17 protein-coding genes and 2 pseudogenes are annotated in these 23,411 nt (G+C 70.0%); 7 read left to right on the top strand and 12 right to left on the bottom strand.

All coding sequences use genetic code 11. The features are described from left to right. Window positions 1–10 precede the first annotated feature (10 nt). Window positions 11–1,534, top strand: a complete 1,524-nt coding sequence (locus tag EDF32_RS10000) for a PucR family transcriptional regulator (RefSeq protein ID WP_123308363.1) — start codon at window positions 11–13, stop codon at window positions 1,532–1,534. 89 nt (window positions 1,535–1,623) lie between these two features. Here EDF32_RS10000 and EDF32_RS09995 read toward each other — a convergent pair whose 3' ends face one another. Continuing rightward, window positions 1,624–3,075 (bottom strand): aminobutyraldehyde dehydrogenase, encoded by a 1,452-nt coding sequence (locus EDF32_RS09995; protein WP_123308362.1) that lies wholly within the window; start codon window positions 3,073–3,075, stop codon window positions 1,624–1,626. A 97-nt stretch (window positions 3,076–3,172) separates the two neighbouring features. Next, on the bottom strand, window positions 3,173–3,868 hold the full coding sequence (locus EDF32_RS09990) for a TetR/AcrR family transcriptional regulator C-terminal domain-containing protein (RefSeq protein WP_199734891.1): 696 nt from the start codon (window positions 3,866–3,868) through the stop codon (window positions 3,173–3,175). 123 nt (window positions 3,869–3,991) lie between these two features. Here EDF32_RS09990 and EDF32_RS09985 point away from each other — a divergent pair, with 123 nt between their 5' ends. The 3 genes from EDF32_RS09985 to EDF32_RS09975 are packed head-to-tail and all read left to right on the top strand — an operon-like array spanning window position 3,992 to window position 7,802. After that, window positions 3,992–5,383, top strand: a complete 1,392-nt coding sequence (locus EDF32_RS09985; protein WP_123308361.1) for an NAD(P)/FAD-dependent oxidoreductase — start codon at window positions 3,992–3,994, stop codon at window positions 5,381–5,383. Beyond that, window positions 5,380–6,237 (top strand): universal stress protein, encoded by an 858-nt coding sequence (locus EDF32_RS09980; protein WP_158614087.1) that lies wholly within the window; start codon window positions 5,380–5,382, stop codon window positions 6,235–6,237. The genes EDF32_RS09985 and EDF32_RS09980 overlap by 4 nt, the downstream gene beginning before the upstream one ends. Next, window positions 6,234–7,802: an APC family permease gene (locus EDF32_RS09975; protein WP_123308359.1), complete on the top strand. Its 1,569-nt coding sequence runs from the start codon at window positions 6,234–6,236 to the stop codon at window positions 7,800–7,802. Before EDF32_RS09980 ends, EDF32_RS09975 begins: the two co-directional genes overlap by 4 nt. A 70-nt stretch (window positions 7,803–7,872) precedes the next feature. Here the strand turns inward: EDF32_RS09975 and EDF32_RS09970 are convergent, their stop codons facing one another. Then, on the bottom strand, window positions 7,873–8,553 hold the full coding sequence (locus EDF32_RS09970) for a TetR/AcrR family transcriptional regulator (RefSeq protein WP_123308358.1): 681 nt from the start codon (window positions 8,551–8,553) through the stop codon (window positions 7,873–7,875). 99 nt (window positions 8,554–8,652) lie between these two features. On the opposite strand from EDF32_RS09970, the gene EDF32_RS09965 reads away from it, so the two are divergent. Beyond that, entirely contained in the window at window positions 8,653–9,729 is a 1,077-nt protein-coding gene (locus tag EDF32_RS09965; protein WP_123308432.1) for an agmatine/peptidylarginine deiminase, read from the top strand. Then, a complete protein-coding gene (locus tag EDF32_RS09960; RefSeq protein ID WP_123308357.1) occupies window positions 9,722–11,443 on the top strand; it encodes an amidase in 1,722 nt (573 codons plus the stop codon). The genes EDF32_RS09965 and EDF32_RS09960 overlap by 8 nt, the downstream gene beginning before the upstream one ends. A gap of 282 nt (window positions 11,444–11,725) precedes the next feature. On the opposite strand, the pseudogene EDF32_RS15095 reads toward EDF32_RS09960, so the two are convergent. The 4 genes and pseudogenes from EDF32_RS15095 to EDF32_RS14595 all read right to left on the bottom strand — a co-directional run. Continuing rightward, window positions 11,726–12,034: pseudogene (locus tag EDF32_RS15095) on the bottom strand (DUF4143 domain-containing protein); the annotation flags it as partial. 188 nt (window positions 12,035–12,222) lie between these two features. Continuing rightward, window positions 12,223–12,705, bottom strand: a pseudogene (locus tag EDF32_RS15090) (AAA family ATPase); the annotation flags it as partial. Between the two features lie 509 nt (window positions 12,706–13,214). After that, on the bottom strand, window positions 13,215–15,410 hold the full coding sequence (locus tag EDF32_RS09945) for a DUF262 domain-containing protein (RefSeq protein ID WP_123308355.1): 2,196 nt from the start codon (window positions 15,408–15,410) through the stop codon (window positions 13,215–13,217). Between the two features lie 101 nt (window positions 15,411–15,511). Continuing rightward, on the bottom strand, window positions 15,512–15,886 hold the full coding sequence (locus tag EDF32_RS14595) for a transposase (RefSeq protein WP_158614085.1): 375 nt from the start codon (window positions 15,884–15,886) through the stop codon (window positions 15,512–15,514). Window positions 15,887–16,522: 636 nt separating this feature from the next. Between EDF32_RS14595 and EDF32_RS09935 the strand changes: the two genes are divergently transcribed. Next, window positions 16,523–17,632 (top strand): DUF3644 domain-containing protein, encoded by a 1,110-nt coding sequence (locus EDF32_RS09935; RefSeq protein ID WP_123308353.1) that lies wholly within the window; start codon window positions 16,523–16,525, stop codon window positions 17,630–17,632. A 95-nt stretch (window positions 17,633–17,727) separates the two neighbouring features. On the opposite strand, the gene EDF32_RS09930 is transcribed toward EDF32_RS09935, so the two are convergent. From EDF32_RS09930 to EDF32_RS09910, 5 genes are all read right to left on the bottom strand, one after another. Continuing rightward, a complete protein-coding gene (locus EDF32_RS09930) occupies window positions 17,728–19,155 on the bottom strand; it encodes a hypothetical protein (RefSeq protein ID WP_148061591.1) in 1,428 nt (475 codons plus the stop codon). Window position 19,156: 1 nt separating this feature from the next. Further along, the gene (locus tag EDF32_RS09925; protein WP_123308351.1) at window positions 19,157–21,163 is read right to left on the bottom strand and encodes an ATP-binding protein; all 2,007 of its coding nucleotides are present in this window, start codon (window positions 21,161–21,163) and stop codon (window positions 19,157–19,159) included. Next, window positions 21,163–22,200: a DNA adenine methylase gene (locus EDF32_RS09920; protein WP_123308350.1), complete on the bottom strand. Its 1,038-nt coding sequence runs from the start codon at window positions 22,198–22,200 to the stop codon at window positions 21,163–21,165. The genes EDF32_RS09925 and EDF32_RS09920 overlap by 1 nt, the downstream gene beginning before the upstream one ends. A 216-nt stretch (window positions 22,201–22,416) precedes the next feature. Next, on the bottom strand, window positions 22,417–22,737 hold the full coding sequence (locus EDF32_RS15085) for an integrase core domain-containing protein (RefSeq protein WP_370449958.1): 321 nt from the start codon (window positions 22,735–22,737) through the stop codon (window positions 22,417–22,419). Between the two features lie 309 nt (window positions 22,738–23,046). After that, window positions 23,047–23,382: a hypothetical protein gene (locus EDF32_RS09910; protein WP_123308348.1), complete on the bottom strand. Its 336-nt coding sequence runs from the start codon at window positions 23,380–23,382 to the stop codon at window positions 23,047–23,049. Window positions 23,383–23,411: the final 29 nt, after the last annotated feature.

The raw sequence follows: 23,411 nt of genomic DNA, 5'->3' as shown, positions 1-23,411 counted from the left end.
AGTGATCCCCATGACCACCGTCCGGGACGTCCTGGCCAGCCCGGCCCTCGCGCTGCGCGGCGTGCACCTCCCGCGCCCCGAGGAGCCGGTGCGCTGGGTCGCGACCTCCGAGCTCGCCGACCCGAGCCCGTTCCTCGAGGGCGGCGAGGTGCTACTCACCACCGGGCTGGAGACGGCGGGGTGGGGCGCCGGGGACGACGGCCGGTGGGACGCCTACGTCGCACGCCTGGCCGCCGTGGGCGTGGCCGCGATCGGGCTCGGCACCGGGCTGACCCATGCGGGCGTCCCGGACGCGCTGGCCCGCGCCTGCCGCGAGCGCTCCGTGAACCTCGTCGAGGTGCCCCGCCGCACCACCTTCGTGGCGGTGAGCCGCCTGACCGGCTCGCTGCTGGCCGAGCGCGAGCGCGCCGCCGCGCAGCGCGCCGCGACGATGCAGCAGGACCTGACCGAGGCCGCGGCCCGCGCCGAGGGGCCCGCGGCCGTGCTCCGGGTGCTGGCCCGCCACCTGGACGGGGGCGCGGCGCTCGTGGACCCGGGCGGCGCGGCCGCGCGCCGCGACCGGGCCGGCCAGGCACCCCCCGAGGGGCTCGACCTCGCCGCCGAGATCGCCCGCATCCGCCCGCAGGGCCTGCGCGCGTCCGGCTCCGTGACCGTCGGGACGTCCACCTGCGTCGTGCAGCCGGTCGGCCTCGACCGGCGCCCGGAGAGCTACCTGGCGGCCTGGACCACCGGCGCGCTGGACGACGGCCGGCGCGGTGCCGTGACCACCGCCGTCGCCCTGCTCGGCCTGGACGCGCAGCGCCGCCGCGAGGGGCGGGACGCGTCCCGGCGGCTGCGGGCCCGCGCCCTGGAGCTCCTGCTCGACGGCGACCCGCGGACCGCCGCCGTGCTCCTCGACGCCGACGACCGCCCCGGGACGGTGACCCTGCCGGCGACGTTGCGGGCGCTGGAGGCGGCGGCGGGCCCCGCCGCCCCGGCCGGGGCGCTGGACGACGCGCTGGGCGCGCTCGAGGAGGAGGCCGGGGTGGTCCTCGCGGCCGGCGCCGGCCCGCGCCTGCGGCTCGCCGTCCCGGCTGCCGACGCCGCGCGCGCCGCGACCGTCCTGGCCGGGCTCGGGTGCACGGTGGGCGTCGGCGAGGAGGTCTCCCGCGACGCGGGCCCGCGCACGGCGCGCACGGCCCGGCACGCCCTCGCCCAGGCCACCCCGGCGCTGCCGGTGGTGCGCTGGGACGACCTGGTGGACGACGGCGTCCTCGCCCTGCTCGGGGAGGACGCCGCGGCGTCGTACGCGGCGACGTTCCTCGCCCCGCTCGCCGGGCGGCCGGGGCTCGTGGACGCGCTGCGCTCGTTCCTGCGCCACCACGGCTCGCTGGGCCGGGTGGCCGACGAGCTGGGCCTGCACCGCAACACGGTGCGCCACCGGGTCGCGGAGATCGAGTCCGCGCTCGGCCGCTCGCTCGACGACCCGGCGACCCGGGTGGGCGCCTGGGTCGCGCTGCAGGCCGACGACGCCCGCCGCGTGGACGGCGCCTGACGCCCGGCGCCCCCTCTCGCCGAGACGTCGAATCTGGCCCCTGTTCTCGTCAGAACAGGGGCCAGATTCGACTTCTCGGCGGAGGGCGGCTAGGCGTCGAGCGCGTGCATCACGTGCTTGACGCGCGTGTACTCCTCCACCGAGTACAGCGACAGGTCCTTGCCGTAGCCGGAGTGCTTGAACCCCCCGTGCGGCATCTCCGAGGTGAGCAGCACGTGGGTGTTGACCCAGACGCAGCCGAAGTCGAGGTCGCGCGAGACGCGCATCGCCGTGCCGTGGTCCGTCGTCCACACGCTCGAGGCGAGCGCGTAGTCGACGTCGTTCGCGAGCTCGACCGCCTCGTCCTCGTCCGCGAAGCGCTGCACGGTGAGCACGGGGCCGAAGACCTCCTCCTGGACGACGCGGTCGTCCTGGCGCACGTCCGTGATGATCGTCGGCGCGAAGAAGAAGCCGTCCTCGCCCACGCGCCGGCCGCCGGTGGCGACGCGGGCGTGCGCCGGCAGCGAGTCGATCTTCTCGGCGACGGACGCCAGGTGGCGGGCGTTGTTCAGCGGGCCGTAGGAGTTCTCGGACTCGTCGGCTGCTCCCGTGACCTGCTCCTGCGCCGCCGCGACGAGGAGCTCGACGAGGGCGTCGTGGGCGGAGTCCTGGACCAGCACGCGGGTGACCGCCGTGCAGTCCTGGCCCGCGTTGAACATGCCGAACTCGACGAGGGCCTTCGCCGTCGCCCCGAGGTCCGCGTCCGCGAAGACGACGGCCGGGGCCTTGCCGCCGAGCTCGAGGTGCGTGCGCTTGACCTGCTCCGCGGCGCCGGCGGCGACCGCCATGCCGGCCCGCACCGACCCGGTGATCGCGACCATCGCGGGCGTGCGGTGGGAGGTCATCAGCGCGCCGGTGCTCGCGTCGCCGAGCACCACGTTGAGCACGCCGGCGGGCAGGATCTCGCCCGCGACCCGCGCGAGCGCGAGGGTCGACTCGGGCGTGGTGTCGGACGGCTTGAGCACCACCGTGTTGCCGGCCGCGAGCGCCGGGCCGATCTTCCAGAACGCCATCATCAGCGGGTAGTTCCAGGGCGTGACCTGGGCGACGACGCCCACGGGCTCGCGCCGCACGTACGACGTGTGGTCGCCGAGGTACTCGGTGGCGGCCTTGCCCTCGAGGGTGCGCGCGGCGCCGGCGAAGAAGCGCAGGGCGTCGGCGCCGGCGGCGACCTCCTCCTGGGCGATCTGCGCGCGCGGCTGGCCGGTGTTGCGGTGCTGGGCCTCGACCAGCGTCTCGGACGCCGCCTCGACCGCGTCGGCGAGGCGCAGCAGCAGCCGCTGCCGCTCGGCGGGCGTGGTGCGCCGCCAGGTGCGCAGCGCCGTCCGCGCGGCGTCCATCGCCGCGTCGACGTCGGCCGCGCCGGAGACCGGCGAGACCGCCACGCGGGTGCCGGTGGTGGGGTCGACGACGTCGAGCCGGCCCTCGCCGGCGGCGTCGACGAAGCTGCCGTCGACGAAGTTCTGCAGGACAGCGCCTGCGTGGGTGCTCTCGTGTGCCACGGGTGTGATCCCCCTCGGGGTGGGCGGGCGCGGGCCGGTCCGCGCACAAATGAACGTGCTTCACTTTCGCACACGGGGCGCCGTCGCGACACCCCCCTCAGCCGGCCGCGAGCCCCTCGAGCCGCGACCGGAGCCCGGCGAGCAGCACGGCGAGCCCGGTCTCGAAGGCCGCGTCGGCGTTGTCGCGCCCCTCCCGCGCGAGGGCGAGGCGGCCCAGCACGGGCTCCGCGCCGTCGTCGGGCACCTCGAAGATCTCCGGGGGCGCGGTCGCGTCCAGCGCCGAGCCGAGCACGAACGACTCGACCACGACGACGACGTCCAGGACGTCGTCGTCCGGCCAGCCGCCGGCGCACAGCCCCGCGGCGACCCGCTCGTACATGGCGACGGTGTGCGGCGAGCCGGCGATCGGCGTGACCGCCATGACGGGCACGAGGGGCGCGTGCCGGGCGTAGGTCTCGCGGTACGAGCGCGCCCAGCGCTCGAGCGCGACGTCCCAGCGCTCGGCGCCGAACGCCGAGTCGTCGATCCCGCCGTTGACATGGTCCTGGATCCAGCGCAGCAGCTCGCGCTTGGAGGAGACGTGGTTGTAGAGGGCCGACGGCGCGACGCGCAGGTCGCGCGCGAGGGCCGCCATCGTCAGGGCCGGGTAGCCGCGCGAGCGGATCAGCGCGACGGCGGCGGCGGTGATCTTCTCGCGCGAGAGCAGGGGCGCGCTGGGCCGGCCGCGCCCCCGCGCGGCGGTCCGCCGGGTGCCGCGCCGCTCGTCGTTGCGGTTCTCGCTGACGGACGTCACGCCGCCACTTTCTCACGCCCGGCGGGCACGCCCCGGCGAGACAGCCCTTGACGCGGCGTCGCGCCCGGGGTGTTAATGAGTGCCATTCATAAAGGAACCCTCCGACGATGCAGGAAGAGCTCGATGAACCCCACACCCTCGCGTGAGCAGCAGCCCGTCCCCGACCTCGAGCGCGACGTCGTCGTCGTGGGCGCCGGCCCCGCCGGCCTCATGGCCGCGCGCCGCCTCGTCCGCGCCGGCCACAGCGTCGCGGTCCTCGAGGCGCGCGACCGCGTCGGCGGCCGCACCTGGAGCGACACGATCGACGGCGCCTGGCTGGAGATCGGCGGCCAGTGGGTCTCCCCCGACCAGACCGAGCTGCTCGGCCTGGTCGAGGAGCTCGGCAAGGAGACCTACGAGCGCTACCGCGAGGGCGAGTCCGTCTACGTCGGCCCCGACGGCACCCGCACCCGGTACACGGGCGACCGCTTCCCCGTCAGCGAGACCACCGCCGTCGAGATGGAGCGGCTCATCGCCCTGCTCGACGACCTCGTGGCGAAGATCGGCGCGAGCGAGCCGTGGGCGCACCCGCTGGCGCGCGAGCTCGACACCGTCTCCTTCCAGCACTGGCTGCGCGAGCAGTCCGACGACGAGGAGGCCCGCGACAACATCGGCCTGTTCATCGCGGGCGGCATGCTCACCAAGCCCGCGCACGCGTTCTCCGCCCTGCAGGCCGTGCTCATGGCCGCCTCGGCCGGGTCGTTCTCGAACCTCGTCGACGAGGACTTCATCCTCGACCGCCGGATCGTCGGCGGCATGCAGTCGGTCTCCCAGGCCGTCGCCGCCGAGCTCGGCGACGACGTGCACCTGTCCACCCCGGTGCGCACCATCCACCGGGACGACGACGGCGCGACCGTCGTCTCCGACCGCGTCACCGTCCGCGCGCGCAAGGTCGTCATGGCCGTGCCGCCGAACCTCTACACGCGCGTGTCGTACGACCCGCCGCTGCCGCGCCGCCAGCACCAGCTGCACCAGCACCTGAGCCTCGGCCTGGTCATCAAGGTGCACGCCGTCTACGCGACGCCCTTCTGGCGCGCCGACGGCCTGTCCGGCACCTGCTTCGGCTCCGGCGCGCTCGTGCAGGAGGTCTACGACAACACCAACCACGGCGACGAGCGCGGCACCCTGGTCGGGTTCATCTCCGACGAGAAGGCCGACGAGATGTTCACGCTCGACCCCGACGAGCGGCGCGCCCGCGTCCTCGGCTCGATCGCCGGGTACCTCGGCCCGCAGGCGCTGGAGGCCGAGGTCTACTACGAGTCCGACTGGGGCTCGGAGGAGTGGACCCGCGGCGCGTACGCGGCCAGCTTCGACCTCGGTGGGCTCTCGCGCTACGGCGCGGACCAGCGCACGCCCGTCGGGCCGATCCACTGGGCGTGCTCCGACCTGGCCGCCGAGGGCTACCAGCACGTCGACGGCGCGCTGCGCATGGGCCGCCGCGTGGCGGAGGAGATCACCGCGGAGCTCGGCGCGTGAGCACGCCCCGCGTCGTCGTCGCCTACGCGGGCGACGAGCGCAGCCGCGACGCGCTGGCCCTCGGGGCGGTGGCCGCACCGTCGTTCGGCGCCGAGCTGCACGCCGTGCTCGTCGTGCGCTCCGACGACCCGTTCGGCACGCCGTACCCGCCCGTCGGGGACGTCCGCCCGCTGACCGAGGAGCACGCCCAGGGCTGGCTCGACGCCGTGCGCGACCTGGTGCCGGCGGACGTGCCGGTCGCCACGCACCTGCGCCGGGACCGCTCGGTCTCGCAGGGCGTGCTCGACGCCGCCGCCGAGCTCGGCGCGTCGCTCGTCGTCGTCGGCACCGCGGCGGGCGGCCCGGCCGCGGCCTTCACCGTCGGCCCCGTCGCCACCCACCTGCTGCACGCCTCGCCCGTGCCCGTGCTCCTCACGCCCCGCCGCTACCGTCCCGCGGAGCGGCTGGAGCACGTCTACTGCGCGATCGGCACCCGCCCGGGCGCCCAGCTCGTGCTCGACGAGGCGGCCCGCGCCGCCCGGCGCGCCGGCGCCCCGCTGCACCTGGTCTCGCTCGTCGACATCGACGAGCAGCACGGCGCGGCCGAGGACGCGCGGCGCAGCGCGCAGGACCTCATGTGGCAGGTCGTCGCACAGCTCACCGACATCGACGTCACCATAGAGATCGGACAGGGACGCCACATGAGTCACGCCATCGAGTCCGTCGCCTGGGAGGCGCACAGCGTGCTCCTGGTCGGCTCCTCCCGGCTCGCGCCGGGCCGTCGCACGTTCCTCGGGTCCACCGCGGCGCGCATGCTGCGCCACCTGCCGGTGCCGATGATCGTGGTGCCGCGGTCCGAGGACGCCGCCGCATGAGCGGGCCCGCCGTGGAGGCGACCGCCACCGCGCCCACGAGCAGCGGCGAGGGCGAGGCCACGAGCGACAAGGGCCTCGGGGCCGGGCGCCTGGGCCTGATCGGCTCCATCGTCATCGGCGTCTCGACCATCGCCCCGGCCTACACGCTCTCGGGGGCCCTCGGCCCGACGGCGGCCGCCGTCGGCGAGCAGCTCCCCGCGATCTTCCTCGTCGGGTTCATCCCGATGCTGCTGGTCGCGGTCGGCTACCGCCAGCTCAACTCCGCCATGCCCGACGCGGGCACGACCTTCACCTGGGTCTCGCGCGCGTTCGGCCCGTGGGTGGGCTGGATGGGCGGCTGGGGCCTCCTGGCCGCCACGGTGCTCGTGCTGTCCAACCTCGCGGGCATCGCCGTCGACTTCTTCTACCTCATGCTGTCCCAGGTCACCGGGAACCCGGCGATCGCCGACCTCACCCGCAACGTGGCCGTCAACGTCGCCACCTGCCTGGCGTTCATGGCCATCGCCTGCTGGGTCTCCTACCGCAGCGTCGAGACCACCAAGATCGTCCAGTACGTGCTCGTCGCGTTCCAGGTCGTCGTGCTCCTGTGGTTCTCCGTGGCCGCGTTCACGCACGTCGCCGACGGGAGCGCCTTCGCCGGCCTGGCGATCGACCCCCAGTGGTTCGACCCGTTCGCCGTCGACTCCTTCTCCTCGTTCGCGGCCGGCGTCTCGCTGTCCGTCTTCATCTACTGGGGCTGGGACGTCGTCCTGACCCTCAACGAGGAGACCAAGGGCTCGGCGGTCACGCCGGGCAAGTCGGCCACCTGGACGATGTTCGTCATCGTCATCCTGTACATGGCCGTGGGCCTGGCCGTGCTCGCGTTCTCGGGCGTCGGGACCACCGGGCTCGGGCTCGGCAACCCGGACATCCAGGGCAACGTCTTCGCCGCCCTCGCCGGGCCGGTGATGGGGCCGATGGCGATCCTCATGTCCTTCGCCGTCCTCGCGTCGTCGGCCGCGTCGCTGCAGTCGACGATCGTCTCCCCCGCGCGGACCATGCTCGCCATGGGCCACTACGGGGCGCTGCCCAAGACCTACGCGCGGATCAACCCCCGCTTCCAGTCCCCCGGGTACGCGACGGTCGCCTCGGCGGTCATCGCGTCGGTGTTCTACGCGATCATGCGCGTGCTCTCCGAGGACGTCCTGTGGGACACGATCACCGCGCTCGGCATCATGGTCTGCTTCTACTACGGCGCGACGGCCCTGGCCTGCGTCTGGTTCTTCCGCAAGGAGTGGCGCAACCCGCGGGCCCTGCTGACCAAGATCGTCGCGCCGGGCATCGGCGGCGTGCTGCTGCTCGTGTTCTTCGTCCAGACGTCGGTCGACTCCATGGACCCGGCCTACGGGTCGGGCTCGCACATCGGCGGCATCGGGCTGGTGTTCGTCATCGGCATCGGCATCCTGGCGCTCGGCGGCGTGGTCATGGTGTTCCAGTGGCTGCGCCGGCCCGGGTTCTTCCGGGGCGAGAGCATCACCCGCGGCACGTCCACGGACGCCGGCTCGCCCGGGACGCTCGTGTCCTGACGGACCGGCGCTCCGCCCGGAGCCGACGGCGCACCCCGCCCTCTCGAGACCCCGCGCCCCCGACCTCGTGTCAGGGGCGCGGGGTCTCGCGCGTCAGCATCCCGCGCAGGGCGCGCAGCACCAGCCCGGAGCGCTCGGTCGTCGAGCCCCACCGGACCAGCGACTGGGCGTTGAGCCCGTCGATCATCCCGAGAACCTGCCACGCGGCGGCGTCCGGGTCGCGGACCTCGAGGTCGCCGGCGCGGACGCCGTCGTCGATCACACCGAGCACCACCGCCTTCCACGCGTCCATGCGGTCGCGGACGCGGGCGGCGAGCGCCTCGTTCCGGCGCCCCAGGGCCCACGACTCGACCCAGACGAGCGTCACGTCGTCGCGGGTGCCGTCCATCAGGGTGCCGACGAGGCGCTCCAGCGCCTGGTCCGCGGTCGCGCCGCGCAGCAGGGCGGTCACGTCGTCCAGCTCCTCGCTGACGACGCGGGCGAAGGCCTCGGCGACGAGCTCGTCCATCGACGGGACGTAGTGCGACACGAGCGCGGGCGCGACGCCCGCCCGGGCGGCCACCGTGCGCATCGTGATGCCCGCGAGGCCGTCCTCGCGCGCGATGGCGCAGGCCGTCGCGACCACCTGCGCCCGGCGCTCCTCGGGGTCGAGCCGGCGGCTGCGCCGGCCGCGGGCGTCGCCGGCCGCCGTCGGGGGCGGGAGCGTCTCCCGCGCTGCCGCGGGGGCTGCCGGCTCCGGTGGGGTTGACATGCGGCAAGCCTAGGGGCATCGTCTCTTGTTGACCAGATGATCAACAAGACCGCCGACGACGCCGTCGGGCACGGCCGAGCAGCAAGGAAGGTGGCCGGCATGGCCTGGAGGATGCCGCGCGAGGCGGACCCGCACGAGCGCACCTGGATGGCGTTCCCGCGCGAGGGGACCACCCTCGGCGAGAGCACGTCCGAGCAGGAGGCCGGCTACGCCGCCTGGGCCGCCGTGGCGAACACCGTCGCCGGTTTCGAGCCGGTCAGCATGGTCGTCGACCCGAGCCAGGCCGCGCGCGCGCGCCGCATGCTCGACCCGGCCGTCGAGGTCCACGAGGCGCCCCTCGACGAGTTCTGGATGCGGGACGTCGGCCCCACGTTCGTCGTGGACGACGAGCGCCCGGGCGTCCTGGGCGCCGTCGACTGGGTGTTCAACGGCTGGGGCGCCCCCGCCTGGGCCGAGTGGCAGCTCTCCGCCCGGCTCGGCGCGCACGTGGCCGGGCTGACGGGCGCCGAGCTGGTGCGCTCGGACCTCGTCAACGAGGGCGGCGGCATCCACGTCGACGGCCGGGGCACGGTGCTGCTCACCGAGACCGTCCAGCTGGACCCCCGGCGCAACCCCGGCCTGGACCGCGCGGCCGTCGAGGCCGAGCTCGCGCGCACCATCGGGGCCACGACCTGCGTCTGGCTCCCGCGCGGGCTCGGGCGCGACTACGACGACCTCGGCACCAACGGCCACGTCGACATGGTCGCGACGTTCGCCGCGGACGGCACCGTCCTGCTGCACGAGCAGACGGACCCGCAGCACCCCGACCACCTCGTCAGCCGCGCCCTGCGCGAGCTCCTCGAGGCCGCGACCGACGCCGCCGGGCGACCCCTGGACGTCGTCGGCCTGCCCGCGCCGGCCGTGCTGCGCGACGACCACGGGTTCGTCGACCTCAGCTACGTCAACCACACGCTCGTCAACGGCGGCGTCATCGCGTGCGGCTTCGCCGACGAGGCCTCCGACGCGCGGGCGCGCGAGCTGCTCGCCGACGCCTACCCCGGGCGCGAGGTCGTGACGGTCGACGCCCGCGAGATCTTCGCGCGCGGCGGCGGAATCCACTGCATCACCCAGCAGCAGCCGCTCCTGCCCGGCGCCCCCGCAACCACCACGCGCGCCGAGGAGGCTCCCCGTGGTTGAGGTGCACGAGGCCTCGATCGCGCAGCTGCGCGCCGCGCTCGAGTCGGGCGGGACCACGGCCGTCGGGCTCGTCCGGGCGTACCGGGCGCGCATCGCCGCCTACGACGCCCCGGGGACGACGACGTCGCTCAACGCCGTCGTCGTCGAGAACCCGCGGGCGCTCGCCGAGGCGGAGGCCTCGGACGCGCGCCGCGCCGCGGGCGAGGTGCTCGGCCCGCTCGACGGCATCCCCTACACCGCCAAGGACAGCTATCTCGTCGAGGGCCTGACCGCGGCCGCGGGGTCCCCCGCCTTCGAGCACCTCGTCGCCCAGCGCGACGCGTTCACGATCGAGCGGCTGCGCGCGGCCGGCGCGATCTGCCTGGGGCTGACGAACATGCCACCCATGGCCAACGGCGGCATGCAGCGCGGCGTCTACGGCCGCGCGGAGAGCCCGTACGACGCCGCCTATCTCACCTCCGCGTTCGGCTCCGGGTCCTCGAACGGCTCCGGCACCGCGACGGCGGCGAGCCTCGCGGCGTTCGGACTCGGCGAGGAGACGTGGTCGAGCGGCCGAGCTCCGGCGTCCTGCAACGCCCTGTGCGCCTACACACCCTCGCGCGGCGTCATCTCGGTGCGAGGCAACTGGCCGCTCGTGCCCACGATGGACGTCGTCGTCCCCCACACGCGCACGATGGCGGACCTCCTCGAGGTCCTCGACGTCGTCGTGGCCGACGACGACGACCCGCGCGGGGACTTCTGGCGCACCCAGCCGTGGGTCGAGGTCCCGAAGGCCTCGGAGGTGCGCCCCACGTCCTACGCGGCCCTGGCCCCGTCGGGCGCGGGTGCGGCGCGGGACGTCCTGCGCGGCCGCGTCCTCGGCGTGCCGCGGATGTACGTCGGCACGGACCCGGAGGCGGGCACCGCGGCGTCGCCCGGCATCGGCGGCCCCACCGGGACGCGCATCGAGACGCGGGACAGCGTGATCGCGCTCTGGGCGGCGGCCCGCGCCGACCTCGAGGCGGCCGGCGCCACGGTGGTGGAGGTCGACTTCCCGCTGGTCAGCAGCTACGAGGGCGACCGGCCCGGGGCACCGACGATCGCCACCCGCGGCCTGGTCTCCCCCGCGTACCTGCGGCGCGAGATCCTCGACCTGTCCGCCTGGGCGTGGGACGACTTCCTGCGCGCCAACGGCGACCCGGCCCTGCCGGACCTGAGCGGCGTCGACGGCGCCGCGATCTTCCCGGCCCCCGAGGGCGCGCTGCCCGACCGCTACACCGGGTTCGACGACGACATCGCCGCCTATCCCGCCCACGTGCGCGAGCACCCGGTCGCCGCGATGACGGACATCCCCGAGCTCGGCCCGGGCGTGCTCGGCCTGGAGGAGACGCGGCGCGTCGACCTCGAGGAGTGGATGGACGGCCTCGGGCTGGACGCGGTGGTGTTCCCCGCGATGGCCGACGTCGGGCGCGCGGACATGGACGTGAACCCGGACTCCGCCGAGCGCGGCTGGGCCAACGGCGTGTGGGTCGCGAACGGCAACCTCGCGATCCGGCACGCCGGCGTCCCGACGGTCACGGTGCCCATGGGCGCGATGGCGGACACCGGCATGCCGGTGGGCCTGACGTTCGCGGGCCGGGGGCACGACGACGTCCGGCTGCTCGGGCTCGCCGCCGCGTTCGAGGCCACGGGGTCGCGGCGGACGACGCCGCCGAGGACGCCGCCGCTCCCTTGAGCCCACTCTGTCGCCGCCCAGTCGACCGCTCACCCGCCGGGACACAGAAGGTCCCGGCCAGGATCCCCTGAGCCGGCCTCCAGCAATTCGGTTCTTCCACAGCCGTTCGATGGGGAGCACATGAATTCGATCGTCAGCCTCGTATCCCGCGCCTCCCGTACGAAAGGCGATCCCTGCGGCGAAGGACGAGCCCGGACGATCACGCAGAGCGACGAGGGGCGAGAGCTGGCTTCGCTTCACGTGGTCTCCGGCCGTGACAGGCGCATCCATCCAGGTCGCTTGTCGGATCGCGTCCTGGACGACGAATGATTCGAGAAGGTGCCCGAACTCCGTGAGCGCCGACGGGTCAAGTCGTTTCACCTTCGCCGCGCTCAGCCGCAGTAGGTGAGCGCCTACACCGGAGTCGACCACGTGGACCTTGGGCGTCTCGAGACTCCTGGGAAGCGGGGTCGCGCCCCAAGCGGGGAGCCTCTGGATGAGGAACAACGCCTCGAGCAGTTCGATGTATGCAGAGGTCGTGTCCCACGACGGAGCCACGTCACCAGCGACCTTGGAGACGTTGAGCATCGGTCGGTCTCCGCAGGCTGCTCCAGAGCCAAGGGCATACCCCCGCGCATGACTCGGTCGATGTACTCGCTGCGCGACGTCGTCGCGAGCCGGGCCGTGTGGTCGACATCCCCTTCGAAGGCTCGCTCGATGAAGTGACTGTCCGTGGCATCGATCTCGGTCTGCGTGAACGGCAGGATGGGGAGTCGCTGCAGGCGGCTCGTCAGCGCCTGGGTGCCTACCGGCAGCGAGTCGTAGCTCGCCGAACCCGCCAGCACGAACATGCCGGGCCGGGTCTCACGATTCAGTCGGGACTTGATCGCGTCCAGCAACGCCGGCACCCGCTGATACTCGTCGATGAGGATGGGCGGGACCTCGCCGATCACTGCCGACGGGCTGTTCTGCGCGAGCTGGAAGTAGTCGTCTCGGTCAAGGTCGACGACGGGCACACCTGAATTCGCGAAACCCGCCAGGAGCGTCGACTTGCCAACCCCTCGGGGGCCTTCAAGCAGAAGCACCGGCGTCTTGGTCCGGCGAGCCCTACCCGGCAAGCGACGAACCTCCTGCTCGCGTTCGCGATCGCCGGCCACATTGCGATAGCGCTCCACCACCCGCGATCTCCTGGGCGGCTGCTGGCAGATTCCGACCCGAGATGGCGGCAGGTTCCGACAAGTTTGATCGAGCGCCGAGTGAGCCCGTCGTCCGCGATCGAGCATCCAAGGAACGCTCGCTCACAACGACGTGAGCACCTGAGCCCCGCACGGACACTCCCACGGCACGACACAGGCAGACGCCCTGCAACGCCTCACCGACACCGCAACGGCACCCACAGAGCGCCACACGCTCCGCTTCCACCCCGGCGGATCCGCCGCTCGCGCCGCCCAACCCGGACAAGCCCGCCGCAAACGAAAAAAGCCCCGACCGGGGAACCCGGTCGAGACCTCTTTCAGAACTGCCGAGCACTTCCAGGAGGAAGCCCTCTCACTGTGGGTGATTCCGGAAATGCGCTGACCAGTCCCGATGCACGGTCACCGCTGAAGCCAGGCACACCCCGCCGTACCTTCCAGGCACACCTGCCATCGATCGGGGCGGTTCTCAAGGCTGCTCGGGGCATCTCCCATGATCAATCTCTGAGAGGCGGGATGAACACCAGAACCTCCTCCATCGGCCCAGTGCGTCCTGCCCCACCGGCCAGCACGGCGCTCACGTGAGGGACGGCAGCTCATCACAGCGAGATGCGCAGATAGTTGCCCCGTTCCTCGCCCACGCCGGCCGCAGCCCACGTGGCGACCTTTCCTGCCTGTTCGCTCCGCACGTCGACATTGGTGCGATTGAGGTAGGCGCTGCCGCCGACGCACTTCACGACTACACCCCAGCCGGGCCACGGTGCATCGGCGTCGGCCACTTGCATCTCCACGGTCTCGAGCGCAATGACCAAGGGAGCGATGGAACCAACTGGTTGGCCGGGGACCGGGGTAGCCGTCCTTACCGCGGCTGGCTCGGCAGTGATCGCGGCGGGTCTGGTCGGTGTCGGCGCAGAGTTCAGGCGACCTGACGCCCCAAGAGCGAACGGGTCGGGCCACACGCGGGTAGCCACGTCCGCGAGGAAGACACCTCGTGCGTTGATCTCGACCTCGTTCCACTCTGGGACGGCCGCGACGCCCTTGTTGATCACCAGTGCGCCTTGCTTCGCGAACTCCGGACGCTTCGCGGACCACCCAAGGTTGGACACGTCGAGGTTGAACGCCTGCGTGACGAGAGTGAGGTTGCCCAGTCGGTCGAGTACCTGTCGGCGCTGGAGCAGCATCTGTGCCGCTGCAGCGTCTGCGGAGTCGGGGTCGACGGGGTTGCCCGTGGGGTCCGTCAGTGGCCAATGCGCCATCCAACTGCGCGGCAAGACGTGTTCGATCTGCAGGTCGTCAAACCCAATCGTCGCGGTCGGCTCGTGCGGGTCCTCATGGCGGAGCTGGCTGTCGATCGCTCGGAACAACGCGCGGATTCGGTACTGCGCGACGGCGTTGTAGAACGGCCGCGACAGGAACGCTCCGCGCACGTCCTCGTCCGTTGGCCATGCGAGCGTCCCGTCCTTGAGCGAGTCGACGACCGCATCCGCGACGTTCCGACCTGCTTCGGCCGCGCGCATCGCGACACGCAAGACGCGAGCCAGGTGGGTGCCGTACCCGCGGGTCTGCCAGCCCACATAGGAACGCCGCATCGCCCACGACTCGACTGCACGGACAGCACGCACCTCGTCGTCGAGGCTGACCACCTCGAGCGAAGCGATGCGCAACCAGGCAAGGAGCGGCACCGCAGTCGTGATCTCGAACTCGTTGAGCCTGTCGTACGACGTGCGCAAACGCGGATCGACGGTTCCAACGCCGTAGATGGCGCGATAGGCCTTCGCGTACTCGCTGAGCTCACGAAGAACTTGCTCGGTGTCCGGGGCGCTAGGACCGTTCAAGTACTCCCTCGCCTCCCGGTAGAGGTGACTGACGTTCGCCTCGAAGCCGGAGACACCAGTGAGCCAGACCGAGAGCAGAACATCGCGCCGGCCCCGCGCCGCGTGGCCTCGTCCGACGACGGACTTCCACCAGTCGTCGTCGAAGTCCGCCCAGTACGTGTCGTAAAGTCGGTCGACGTCCTCGTCGGCAAGTTCGCCTCGGAGGAAGAGAAGGTTCTTCACGAGGTCGATCGCTGCAAGCGGCGTCTGACGGCCGTTGAGCACCTCGAAGATGACCTGCGCGTCGTCGTTTTCCTCAAGATCGATTACGACGAGCTTGAACAGGCTCGACAATGCGTCCGCCAACGCCTGGAGACGCGTGGGATCCAATTCGCCTGCGTCATTGAGCGCACTCTGCCGGACGGCCTCCGAAAAATAGCGGCGCGCCTGAAGGTACAGGTGGTCCTTGCTCCCGGAGTAGGCAGGGACCGCATCTGCCATCGCGGTGGGCCAGACCTCGCGATCCCGTCGTCGCGGCCAGAGCTTGTGGACCTCTTCAGGCGAGTCCACGACGTCGTCGGGGTTGAAGAGCATGCGGCGAACTGATCTGCGCCTGTCCGACTCGGCTTCCTGGAGCACGTCCAGCAGCCCTCGCACTAGGAGCTGGATTGTGGTGAGGCGTTGCTGACCGTCGATCACCGAGCGGAGCGCGACACTTCCCGTCGCGAACGGCAGGCTCGCACAGACGATCGCCCCCATGAAGTGCGGGGTGACGCTCTGCTCCCTGTTCTTCAGGACGACGGTGTTCTCGACCTGGCTTGAACGTGCATCAAGGAGCTTGTCTGCCGTGCTCTCCAGGTCCTCGAACAGGAGTCTCCACTGACCGTCAAGCGTCCACTCGTAGTCGCGTTGGAACGTCGGGATTATGTACCGGCGCTCCGGCTTCAGAATCTCCTGCAATGGGTACGTCTTGGCGTCCACGGGGCTCCTTCACGTCGGCCTCGAGGGCAATCATGTCAGCGGCGCGTCACGTGGTAGGGCTGGCGTCGGGTGAAATCGGCGATCGCCCGCCGGGCGCCGGCTCAGTCACACGTCCCCACTGCCGGGTACTTGGCGTCCCATTCCTCGGCGAAGTCGTCATCCGAACCTCGGCCTGCTCGGCGTTCACCGCCCTGTAGATCAGCTTCAGGTCCCGGGACATCTTGTCCCCAGTCCTGCCGGGCGGCGTAGCGGAACGTGTTGCGGATCAGGTGGAACACGCAGGTCTGGGCCTGCGCGTGCTCCCACAGGGTCGTGTCGTTTCCTACAGGCCCTCGAAACCGTCGCAGACCGCGATGCACACGTCCGCCACGCCTCCGGTTCTTGAACTCCGTCAGGACGCTGAGCCAGAACTTCGCGCCCTCGCCGCCGTCGCCGGTCCAGATCCTGAGGACGTCGCGTTCCCCGCGGGTGGTCACGCCGATACCTCGACGAGCCCAAAGACGACCGGTCCATCGGCTACACCACCCGCTCGCGCACCAAACCCCGACGAGGACCACCTCGCACGGCCGGCAACACCCCCCACAACCCGACCACCTGAACACCGGCAGCACCGCCGGACAGATCAGCACGCCCCAGAACCGCTCGAAATCGTCCCAACCGTCCGCTGAACCAGCCCGATCAGCACCACGCAGGCCGCGCCGTCGCGCATCACCTCGCCGCGAGACCACGCAGGACCGCACGAACACCCAGAAACGACGAAAGTCCCGGCCGGAGTATCCCGGCCGGGACTTTTCGAAGTTCGCTGCTCTCGAAACCGAGAACAGCCTCACGTGGGTGGTTCCGGAAACTCGCTGACCAGCACGAGGCCTGCGCGATGCGAGGGGCCAGGCACACCAGCAGGGTCCCGCCAGGCACACCTGCGCTCCTGCGGCACACCAGGAGAGCGTGCCGTGACGATGCGGAGAGCCCCCGCCCCGCGACGGTCAGCGTGGCGAGTTGTGTTGCAGCGCTTCGAGTCAGCGAGTCGGCGACGACTCCACGGTCGAGTGGCGACGCGACTACCGCAGCCGGTCGCGCTGTTGCCCCGCCGGACAACTCCATAGGCTGAGGCCATGGCACCCCGTCCTCGCTGGTGGCACATGCTCCAGGCCTCGAAGAACGAAGCACGCCTCGCCGTCGATCTGTACAACCGTTCTGGCAATGAGCGTCAGCTTGAAGCCTTCGTCGTGCACATGAACCTGGCGTGGCTCCGACTGCTGCAGGCCGCGACCGAAAAGGACGACGGTGATCTGTTCATCCGTGACGCGCGCGGTTGGAGAGTGCGCCACCACGAGGATGGCGAGTGGAAGCACAAGCCGCTGAGCACGTTGCTCAAGGAACGCTTCACTGAGCACGACCCGGTCCGGCGGAACGTCGAGTTCTTCATGCTGATCCGTAACCGCATCGAGCACCGATACGAGCGAGACATCGCGTCGCTCGTTGCGGGCAAGACCCAGGCGCTGCTCCTCAACTACGAGAGGGCAGTCGTCGAACTGTTCGGGGCCGAGGAGGGTGTGGCACAGGAACTCCGATTCCCGTTGTTCATGTCTGTGCTGACCGACTCAGCTGTAGAGGCGGCGAAACGGGTGCGAAGCCGGGTGCCAAAGGCCGTGCTCGAGTGGGTGCAGGACTTCGAGACCGGCCTGCAGCCGGACACGTTGGCGGATCAGAGGTTCGAGTTCCGGGTCTTCCTCGTGCCGCACAAGGGCCCTCGGACGACGGCCGACGCGAGCATCAGCTTCATCCGTATGGAAGACCTCACGCCCGAACAGACGGAGGCACTGGACCAGTTCCAGACGATCATCCAGGACAAGTACGTGCCGGTGGAAGACCTTGGGAACCTCCGGCCGAAGGACGTCGTGAAACAGGTCGGCGAACAGGTCAATATCGAGTTCACGATGCATGCGCACACTCAGGCCTGGCGGTACTTCGGTGTCCGGCCCCCCGCCGACAGTCCGACTCCTGAGAAGACGAAGTCGGACTTCTGCCGCTACAACGACGCCTTCGGCGAGTACGTCTACACGCCGGCGTGGGTTAACTACCTCGTCCGTAAGGTGAGTGAGCCGCAGGTCTTCGCGAAGATCATGGCTTGGCAGCCTTCTTCGGGCGCGCCGAGTCCGACTATTACCCGCGCCCATGATGCTGACGGCGAGGATGACGTTGACGAGGCGGTCATCGGTTAGTCCATCCGTGCCACGCCAGCCGAGGCCCGCGCAGTGGAACGGCTGTCTCGGTGCTCCGAGCGAGAGATGTCCTTCCTCCCGAGCCGGTTCGCCGTCTATCTACTGAGGGCTCCGGGGAATGGGCCGCGCTGCACGATCTGAGTCGTTCGGCGTAGGCCCAGGAGATCCTGACCCATCGCGCGAAGCACCGACTGACCGACGCCTAGCGGGAGCGACGCGGCCGAGTGCGCGAGAGCGACAGGGATAACCGCGTTCGGGTACAGCCGTGTCTGGACGCGGTCGAGAACCTCACAGATGGGACGCAACGTCGGATAGCTTGCGATATCCTCGCCCGCTGCGGTCCCGTATGGCGTGATCCCCGGTCGCGGCGGAACAGTGATGACGAGCGTGCTCCCTGCCCGTGTGCGATAGATGAATCGCCGCCCGTAGAACTCGTCGACTCCGTACTGGTGGTCGGCGGGCCGGCCCGTGATTCGATTGATGTACTCGCTCGACAGGGCCATCACGCTCCCCTCGGGGATCATGGTCTTGATGAGCTCCGAGTGCTCCACGAACCGACCGGACTTCTCGACCCCGACGACAAGCGGCGCAGCCGGGCTTCCGCTCGCGGCGGCCGCCGCGGTCAGGTCACCGAGGTAGTCCTGGAAGCGGCGCTTCAACGGCGCGACCACACCGTGCAGCGCGAGCGGACCGTCCGTGATGAAGAGGGTTCGCCGCATGGCATCGGCGCCATGAGGGTCGCGGTGGAGAACCTGCATGTAGCCAAGGGAGGTCAGCCGCTCGGCCACGAGCATGACCCTCGTGAGCGCCGACTGGTTCGAGCCCTCGGGCAAGTACTCCTCGTGCGTCCGAAGCGCATCTCCAAGGAAGACCGGGGCTTGGCAGGCAGGGCACGTGGTACCAGCCTTCGGCACGGTGATCGCGCCACCCGGAAGTTCCGCGTCCTTCACGCCGCAGGTTGGGCAGCGGCGCAGGGAGATCGTTGTCGCGGACGCGTCCGGGGTACCGTGCAACGCCAGGAGCATGTCGGCGAGCGTGAGCGGGGACTCGTCGTCGAACTTTGTGCCCGCGAGCAGTCGATCGAGTTCCTGACGCCAGGTGTCGACGCCAGTGAAGCCGGGCATGACCAACCCTGATCCAGGCAGCGCGCCGTCGAAGGCCGCGTGCTTATGCGCCTCTCGGAGCAAGGCGGGGTCCACGAACTCGCCTACGCCCGAGGCGTGGAGCTTCGACAGGTCGACGAAGGACGCGGCGACGCGGACGTAGCCCACCTTGACCGTCGGGTGTTCGCGCGTGGCCTCGACCTCGGTGTCCGAACCATCCACCGTGATGGCAAAACGAACGTCGTCGGATGCTTGCGCGTTCGGGAGGGTCTCGAGCGGGTGACACAGGGACTCGACTAGTCCGAGGTCGGAGGGAGCCGCCTGGGCCACCTGCCATCGAGAGAAGGCGTCACGAACCGCCTGGCTATTGACGACTGGAACGTGCCCGAGCCGGGATGCCCGCTCCATCGGGTACGGCATGTCAGGCGATCTTTGCGGGATCAACCGGCTGCAAGCCAGAGGCCCGCCTTGCTTCGTTGATCATGTCGTGGTCGAACTTCGCGACCTGTACGGGAACGATGTACTTGCCGGAGTACGTCTTCATGCGCACGAACCCTTGGTCCTCGGCTCGGCGGATGCTCTCGGCCCACGTCTTGAAGTCGTAGTAGTGCGACAACTCCTTGGTTTCATTGTCCGAGTTGAGGTGGGCGACCAACCAGTTAGAAGTGTTAGAGAGGATGCGCTGGTCCACGCTAGAGACCTCCTGTGTCGCGTAGATCAGTCCGATCTTGTACTTCGCCGCCTCCTTAGACATGCGGACCCAAGGGTTCCCGGCCACCTCCTTGGCGCCCCGCTCGAACAGGTTGTGCGCCTCCTCGACGATCACCTGGAAGGGGTGTGGCTTCTTTCCCGCAGCGAAGTCGTCGCGAGCACGATCGAGCAGCGTCGTAACGATCCGCTCGGACAGCGTCTTAACAACGGTGCCGTTGCCCTTGGACAGATCGACGATGACGAGCCGGCCCGCAAGCATGTCCTGCCACACGAGATCACCGATGTCGCCGATGGCGTTGCGATCGTGGAACGGCTTGAGGCGCTTGATCGCAGCATCTCCGGCCCGGCCCTCCATGGCCTTCAGGATGTCGGCGAGCTCGCCCTTGTCGAAGTCACGCTTCCAGGACTCCGTGAGCTTCCCATCGGCGTTCTGAGACTTCAACCAGTCAAGGAGTTTCTCGGCAGCGGCGGTGGTCTTCACGTATGCGTACTTCCCAGACCCCGTGACATCCGCGATCGCCTTCGGGCCGGTAGTGGCCTCGGTCACGAGGTCGTTCGTCAGCATGATGCGGGTACTCGGGAGGGGGCCCGAAATTCCAGCGCGGTGGAGCAGAGCGTAGAACGCGAGCCGGTTGCGCTCGAAGTGAGACTGCGCGCTCACGTCTTTCGGATCAGGCACGGCGAAATCGACCGCGCGAAAGCCAGCCATGTACTGAGCTCCCGCTGAGGCCGACTCGGCAACCTCCTGCTGCACCATGGCCCATACCGTCTGGAGGCTCGCCGCATCCAGGAAGTTGATCCGAAGGGGTCTCTCCACGGCCTCGCTCGGGTCGGGGCTCTCCTTGTAGACGCGCACGTGGTCAGCCGTGTCGCCGAGGAGCCGGAGGCCCGTCTTGTCCTGATCGTTGATGTTCGCGTACTCACCCTGAGGATCAAAGATCAGCTGGCCGACGCGCGCGTCGGTCAAGGAGCTCTGGCGGTGGACAGCCGTAACGATTGTCTTCACAGTGTTGGACTTGCCGGTTCGGGTCATGCCGAACACCGCGGTCTTGCGCGCCACGAAGTCGTCGATGTGTACCCGGACCTCCGCCTGGTCGATCCCCGATGCCCGGGCCCGACGGCGAGTAGACGAGAAGCGCACCACGCCGAGCGGCAGTAGGTCGTCCTCACCAGTCTCGGGGTACGACGCGAGCCACGACAGCACCTTCTTCGAGGGGAGGAAGACCTGGTACTTGGCTGACGAGACGACGTTATCGATGTCAGCCCCGAACTCGACGAGGTCTGAGTTGCCCGACGTGTAGAAGGTCCCGATCACCTCGCAGTCGAAGGCGGACTGCTGGAGCTCGTTGCGCGTCAACTCATCGGTGACCTCGTCGAAGCCCTTGCCCGAATCTCCTGCGTCACGGACGACGGCCAGTCGCGTCTGTACGAGGTCTGGCTCGTTCGGAAGGGGAGCCGTGCCCCGCACGCGAAGGAGGATCAGCTCCTCGTCGTCGAGGGTGAACCCTTCCGCGGTCTGCGTGCCCGCCGCGGCAAGTAGGAACCCGCCGTGGGGTACGCCACCGGCCTGCTTCTTCCTGAAGTCGTCGGTGAGTACGACGGCAGAGTTGTAGTCGAGTCGGAAGACGCCACCGATCGCGTGGCATCCGTCGTTCACAAGCGCCGCGAGGGGCGTTGCAGTCTGCTGGGCCGCGAGGAGGGCGGACGTTATGCTCATCAAGACTCCGTGTCGTCAGGCCTGCCGCGAGCGGCGGGAACTTGGGGAAGGTTCGTGAACAGCACTTCGCGGCCCGGCACGGGCCTCGATCTCGTGCCCGTCATCGTGTACGTGTGCGGCACCGCGAACCGACGGACCTCCGGCATCTTGTCCGCGCCATAGAGGTCGAGGACCAAGGGCTCCTTGTCATACGACAGGATCCAACGCTCGCCGCTCCCGTTCAGGTACTCCGCCAACGCTCGGTGATGGCGTTCGGAGAACGAGCGGCGGTAGATCCCGCCCGCCTTCTCGATGTACGGGGGATCCATGTAGAAGACGAGGGACTTCGTTCGCCAGCCCCGGGCAGCGTGGACGTCCAATGCGACACGGATGGAGTCCTCCCAGCGGCCCTCGTGAACACCCACGATGCGCCCTTCGTCGGCAAGCTTCCGGACATGCCGCAGTCGGGCCTCAATGCCGTTCATGTCAAAGCGGCAGTCAATCTTGTAGTTGAGTTGCGCCCGACCGCCGATCGGACCAGCGTTGCCGCCGATTATCCCTGAGAAAGTCGTCCGATTCAGGAAGAGGCACTTGAGGGCGCGGTTGCGCGCGCCCGTCGGCTTGAGTGCTCGCCAGTAGTCCCATCGCTCGACGGTGATCGGCTCTCTGCGCATCGCCGCGATGAGCCACTCGGTGTCAGTCGTCGCAACCTTCCAGAAAGCTGCAATTAGCGGATCGAGATCCGCCAGCAGGACTCGCTTGACGGCGCCGATCTCAAGCAGCCCGAGCGAGACGCTGGCTCCCCCGCAGAACGGCTCGACGAGCAACTCGGGTGCTGGAACATTGGCCTCGATGAGCTCTGCAATAGCCGGAATCATGCGGCGCTTCGAGCCCGGGTACCGGAGGGGCGAGAGCGTGTTGAGCGGTAGCGGCCGGCGCACGCCCGCCAGCGGGATCAGACCCTCCATGCCTACGGGCGACGCGCCCAGCTGCGGCGACGTCGGCTCATTCAAACTTGCGGCCCGGATCGGCGACGCCGTCATCGGACCGGCGCTCACGGCTCTCCTCGGGTGTGTCACGTGGGATCTCAACGGGTCTTCCTGCTGGGTGGACTGTGTCCTGACACTAGTGGACACCAGGGTCGAACGTGTCGATATCCGGTTTCGACGTGGTGTGTGTCGGGGCGTAGCACGCGGGTGATCACGGCATCCGGTCGGCTCGAAGAGTACGACGGTTTCACCCGGCTCGAGGCAGAAGTAGCCGGAGCGTGGTCGTTACGGTAGTAGTTGTCCTCGAGCTCGGCGGGGTGGGATGAGGCCGATCTCGCCGTGCAGCCGTCGGTGGTTGAACCAGTCGATGTACTCCGCGGTGTCGAGCTCGAGGTCGTCGATCGACTTCCACGGGCCCTCGTAGCGCACGAGCTCGGCCTTGAACAGCGTGTTGAACGCCCCGGCGAGGGCGTTGTCGTACTGCCGCCGGTCGAGCCGACCGGCGACGTGGCTGGCTTCGTTGGCATCACTTGATCGGGCGTAGTTGGGGGCGCTGTCCAGTCGACCGCGCCGGGGCCAAGCATTCTGAGGAACGGCCGCGGTCACGCTCAACCGCGCAGGAGGTGTGCCGGATCGCGGAGGACTTATCGAGGCGGCGCGGCATTTCCGGACCGGTTCCCGGGCGTGGCGATCACGAGCCGAGCATCGCGCGAGTTCGTTCGGCGAACGCCTGACGACTCCCCCCCCCCCCGGCGCAAGGTCCACGTCGAAGCGAACTACGCGCGTGCGAGGAACGTCCGCACCTGATCGAGTTCTGTTGCCCTGATGCCTAGTTTCGAATCTGGTTGCAGGAGTAGGCACTGTCCGGTCCCGTAGGCCCGGCGGACTCGGGCCCGACGTGTCGGCTTCAGGTCATCATCGATCCAAGCGAGCGAACCTCGTGCCCCCTCGCAGGTGCAAGAGAACGGATCGCAACTTCCACCACGTTCGATCCGTCGCGTTCCTCTCCACCTCGGCGAGCATCGGGAAGTCGTCGAGGCCGAGTGCTGGGGCGACGTGAGTGCGTACGTCACTACCCCAGCTCGTCAGCCATCGAAGCTCGACGTCTCCCTCCTTGTTGAGGGCGTTGAGCCCTGCGATGACGTCTGGGCGGTAGAGCAGGCGGTATCCGCCCACGCGCGCAACCGCCATCCCGTCTTTCGCTTCGCTCCCGTACGGGCTGATCACTCCGTCGAGGTCGAGGATCAGCATGGGTCGTGGACTCATCGACACCTCCAGAG

The organism is Cellulomonas sp. PhB143, from assembly GCF_003752595.1.
Lineage (GTDB): Bacteria > Actinomycetota > Actinomycetes > Actinomycetales > Cellulomonadaceae > Paraoerskovia.
Note: the sequence above shows the minus strand (reverse complement) of the source record. Positions and strands in the feature narration are given on the sequence as shown.